Below are 4770 nucleotides of genomic sequence, written 5' to 3' on the forward strand. Positions count from 1 at the left end.
AGGATTGGGGGCCAGCTGATTGGCTGCAAGGACTACTTGGTCAGCAGTTCAAGAGCCTTGTTCAGGGTTGCGCTTGGGCGCATGGCCGCTGCGGTCTTGGCTTCGTCTGGGCGGTAGTAGCCACCCAGCTCGACAGCCTTGCCCTGCACCTCGGCAAGCTCGGCAACAATGGCTTCTTCATTCTCGCCCAGTGCCTTGGCAACTGCGGAGAAGGCCTCAGCCAGTTCTGCGTCCTTGTCCTGCTTGGACAGCTCTTCAGCCCAGAACTTGGCCAGGTAGAAGTGGCTGCCGCGGTTATCCAGCTCGCCTACCTTGCGCTTAGGCGACTTGTCTTCCAGCAGGAAGGTGCCGGTTGCAGCGTCGAGGGTATCGGCCAGCACCTGGGCGCGGGCGTTGCCGGTGGTCACTGCCAGGTGCTCGAAGGAAGCACCCAGTGCCATGAACTCGCCCAGCGAATCCCAGCGCAGGTGGTTCTCGTTCACCAGCTGCTGCACGTGCTTCGGAGCCGAGCCGCCGGCACCAGTCTCGAACAGGCCGCCGCCAGCCAGCAGCGGAACGATCGAGAGCATCTTGGCCGAAGTGCCCAGTTCCAGGATCGGGAACAGGTCGGTCAGGTAGTCGCGCAGCACGTTGCCGGTCACCGAGATGGTGTCCTCGCCCTTGCGGATGCGGTCGATCGAGTACTGGGTCGCTTCGACCGGGGAGAGGATCTCGATGGTCAGGCCCTCGGTGTCGTGCTCCTTGAGGTACTCGTTGACCTTGGCGATCAGCACTGCGTCATGGGCGCGGTTCTCATCGAGCCAGAAGACAGCCGGGGTCTGGGAGGCGCGGGCGCGGTTCACTGCCAGCTTCACCCAGTCGCGGATGGCTACATCCTTGGTCTGGCAGGCGCGCCAGATGTCGCCAGCGAAGACCTGGTGCTCGATGAGCACTGCATCGTTCTCGTCGACGATCTGCACGTGGCCGTTGCCAGCGATTTCGAAGGTCTTGTCGTGCGAGCCGTATTCCTCGGCCTTCTGCGCCATCAGGCCGACGTTCGGCACGGTGCCCATGGTGGTCGGGTCGAACGCGCCGTTGGCACGGCAGTCGTCGATGGCGACCTGGTAGATGCCTGCGTAGGAGGAATCCGGCAGTACTGCCAGGGTGTCTGCGGTGTTGCCCTTGGCATCCCACATCTTGCCGCCCAGGCGGATCATTGCCGGCATCGAAGCGTCAACGATCACGTCCGATGGAACGTGCAGGTTGGTGATGCCCTTGTCGGAATCGACCATGGCAACTGCCGGGCCCTCTTCCAGGCCCTTGGCGATCAGCTTCTCGACGCCGGCGCGCACCTCGTCGGACAGTTCGTCCAGGCCGCCGAGGATGGCTGCCAGGCCGTTGTTCGGGTTCAGGCCGGCTGCTGCCAGCTCGTCGCCGTAGGTTTCGAACAGCTCGGAGAAGTAGGCCTTCACCACGTGGCCGAAGATGATCGGGTCGGAGACCTTCATCATGGTGGCCTTCAGGTGCGCCGAGAACAGCACGCCCTCTTCCTTGGCGCGGGCCACGGAGTTCTTCAGGAACTCGGACAGGGCCGCGGCGTGCATGACGGTGCCGTCGATGACTTCGCCGGCCAGCACGTCGAAAGGCTTCTTCAGGACCTTGACTTCGCCGTCTTCGCCGACGAAGCGGATCGAGATCTTCTTGTCCGCGTCGATGACTACGGACTTCTCGTTGGCAGCAAAGTCGTCAACGCCCATGGTGGCCACGTTGGTCTTCGAATCAGCGGCCCACTCGCCCATGGAGTGCGGGTACTTGCGAGCGTAGTTCTTCACGCTCAGCGGTGCACGGCGGTCCGAGTTGCCCTCGCGCAGGACCGGGTTCACAGCCGAACCCTTGATCTTGTCGTAGCGTGCGCGGACGTCGGTCTCTTCATCCGAGGTCGGGTTATCCGGGTAGTCAGGCAGTGCGTAGCCGGCAGCCTGCAGCTCGGCGATGGCAGCCTTCAGCTGCGGGATCGAAGCCGAGATGTTCGGCAGCTTGATGATGTTTGCATCCGGGGTCTTGGCCAGGTCGCCAAGTTCTGCCAGAGCATCACCGATGCGCTGCTCTTCGGTGACATAATCCGGGAAGGTAGCGATGATGCGACCAGCCAGCGAGATGTCGCGGGTCTCAAGTTCCACACCGGCGGTCGAGGCGAAGGCCTCCACGATTGGCAGGAACGAGTGGGTCGCCAGCATAGGCGCTTCGTCGGTGTGGGTGTAAATAATCTTTGCCATAGGTGTGGCGTCTCCCTGAACGTCGTGCGGAAGCGGTGTTACCGCCCTGAACTCAACGTTCCAAATCTACCTGATTTTGCTCTGCACCACACTTTGCGGCAGCGGGAAATACGCGCGGCAACGCCGTTTATTCACCGAAATGCCGGGCTGGACAGCCTGCAAGCAGTTCGTCACATTTAAGTTAATCAGCGATAACTCAACAGAGTTATTCGCTATTCGGCTCTTCCGCCGGCCAGCGCTTCGAGATTCGCCATGGCCTCATCGAAGAGCTCAACTGGATCTGCAGGCTCCCCGGCGCGTTCCGCCTGGCCGAAGCTCTGCCAGGCCACGCGCCAGAGGGCGGCCAAGGCTTCGCCAATCATCAAGGCGGGCATGGCCGGCACCAGCCCGCGGCCGAGCAGCTCCTGCGCCGTGGCAGCGCAGAAGGCTTGATCTTGCCGGGTGATGGCCAATAGCAGCTTCGGCTCCGTGGCTATCAACCGGGAAATGCGGCGGTATTCATTGCCGCGGATCTCGGCAACAAGGATCCGACGGCATTTGTTGGCCAGCAGCCGGAAAATCTGCGCGCTCGTGGATCCGTCTGCGATGGGGCATTCTGTTACGGCCTGGATCAATTCATGCTGCGCCGGCACCACGGCCGCTTCCCTGGATTCGCAGTAGCGGAAGAAGGTCCGCTCAGAAATGCCGGCCCGGGCAGCGATCTGCCCCACGGTCACCGATTCCAGGCCATGGAGTTCCACCAGGTCCAGGGTTGCCGCCCGGATGGACTGGATCGTTGCCTCTTTGCGTTCCTCGCGAATCCCCATGGCGCTCTCCGATGCTCCGGACTGCCTGTGCTGCGCAGGCCTCGTCCACCAAAATTGTTTCCTGTCACAGTCTGACAGATTCGCTTACGAAAAAGTGGCAGAGTGTGACAGTATTTAGCGGTTGACACTCCACAGGAAGAAGACTTCGTGACTACAAATCCCCCTAGAACCAGCGCCAAGCCAGGCGCGGCGCCCGCCGGGCAACTCTCCGCCAAAACCCTGACAGGCATCATCGCCTCACTGGCTCTGGCCGCTTTCATGATGATCCTGAACGAAACCGTGCTCACGGTGGCGCTGCCCGGCATCATGCAGGACATGGGCATTTCGGCGTCCACCGGCCAGTGGCTCACCACCGGATTCCTGCTGACCCTGTCGGTCGTCATCCCCACCACCGGCTTCCTGCTGCAGCGCTTCGCGCACCGGTCGCTGTTCTTCTTCGCCATCATCAGCTTCATCCTCGGCACCGTCATCGCGGTGCTGGCGCCGAGCTTCGCCTTCTTGCTGCTGGCACGCGTTATCCAGGCCATCGGCACGGCCATCGTCCTGCCCTTGCTGATGACCACCACCTTGACGCTGGTGCCCGTCCACCAGCGCGGCACCATCATGGGCCTGAACTCGATCGTCATCGGCGTCGGCCCGGCTATCGGGCCTACCACCTCGGGAGCCATCGTGCACGCATTGGGCTGGCACTACATCTTCATCCTGATGCTGCCGATCGCCGTGGCGGTCCTGGTACTGGGCGCCATCTTCTTCAAGATCCCTTCCAGTGCACGCAAGATCAAGGTGGATTCCGCTTCGGTGCTACTTTCCGCCTTGGCCTTCGGGTTCCTGGTGTACGGCATTTCCAGCATCGAGCATGCCGCGGATAACGCCACGATGATGATCGCAAGCTTCGCCATCGGCTTGGTGGCCCTGGCACTGTTCATCATCCGCCAGGTCAAGCTGGCCGCCAGCGGCCGCGAACTGCTGAACCTGACCCCGTTTGCCTCGCGCAGCTTCAGCTTCGCGATCGCGATGATCATGATTGCCTTCGGCACCCTGCTCGGTTCGCTGATGATCGTGCCGATCCTGCTGGAATCCGGGCAGGGCGTCGACTCGCTGCAGATCGGCATCATGCTGCTTCCCGGCGGACTGGCACAGGCCATCGCCTCGCCGATTTTCGGGCGGATCTACGACAAGCGCGGCCCGCGCCCGGTCCTGATCCCCGGCGCCGTGTTCCTGGCCGCCGGTCAGTGGATGTACACGACCGTGACCGCGCAGACCGAATTGTGGATGTTCATGCTCTGCCACATCATCTTCTCCATCGGACTGGCCCTGCTGATGACCGGTCTGATGTCCTCCGCGATGGCTTCGGTGGATCCGCGCCTGTTCGGCCACGGTTCGGCAATCTTCAATACCGCGCAGCAGCTGGGCGGCGCCATCGGCACCACGGTCTTCGTGACCGTGATGTCGCTGCTGTCAAAGGTCCAGCTGGACGCCGGGTCCGAGCTGGCCGAGGCCTTGTTCTCTGGCGCGCATATCTCGTTCATCGTCGGCGCCGTGCTGGCCACGATCGGGATCGTCTTCGCCTTCATGATCAAGGGCGAAAAGCCTAACGCCAATCACTAACGCACTACCCCCGGCGCAGCACGCCAGGAAGGTCTGAAATCGCGCGGGCGCTGGTATCCAGAAGAGCGGCAGGCAGCACGGATAAGACTGCGATCAGCCCC

General features: G+C 62.4%; 3 protein-coding genes. 1 reads left to right on the top strand and 2 read right to left on the bottom strand.

What is annotated here, in order from left to right; genetic code table 11:
- Window positions 1-32: 32 nt before the first annotated feature.
- Window positions 33-2255, bottom strand: a complete 2223-nt coding sequence (locus ACNPN0_RS00445) for an NADP-dependent isocitrate dehydrogenase (protein ID WP_388025041.1) — start codon at window positions 2253-2255, stop codon at window positions 33-35.
- A 212-nt stretch (window positions 2256-2467) separates the two neighbouring features.
- Window positions 2468-3061 (bottom strand): TetR/AcrR family transcriptional regulator, encoded by a 594-nt coding sequence (locus tag ACNPN0_RS00450; RefSeq protein ID WP_448937346.1) that lies wholly within the window; start codon window positions 3059-3061, stop codon window positions 2468-2470.
- 147 nt (window positions 3062-3208) lie between these two features.
- Here ACNPN0_RS00450 and ACNPN0_RS00455 point away from each other — a divergent pair, with 147 nt between their 5' ends.
- Window positions 3209-4669, top strand: coding sequence for an MDR family MFS transporter (locus ACNPN0_RS00455; protein ID WP_448937345.1), 1461 nt, complete (start codon window positions 3209-3211; stop codon window positions 4667-4669).
- The last annotated feature ends 101 nt before the right edge of the window (window positions 4670-4770 follow it).

This window comes from Glutamicibacter sp. AGC84 (assembly GCF_053543575.1).

Coding starts and splice junctions, on each gene's coding strand:
- ACNPN0_RS00445 (WP_388025041.1), bottom strand. CDS start 2,255: ATGGCAAAGATTATTTACACCCACACCGACGAAGCGCCTATGCTGGCG.
- ACNPN0_RS00450 (WP_448937346.1), bottom strand. CDS start 3,061: ATGGGGATTCGCGAGGAACGCAAAGAGGCAACGATCCAGTCCATCCGG.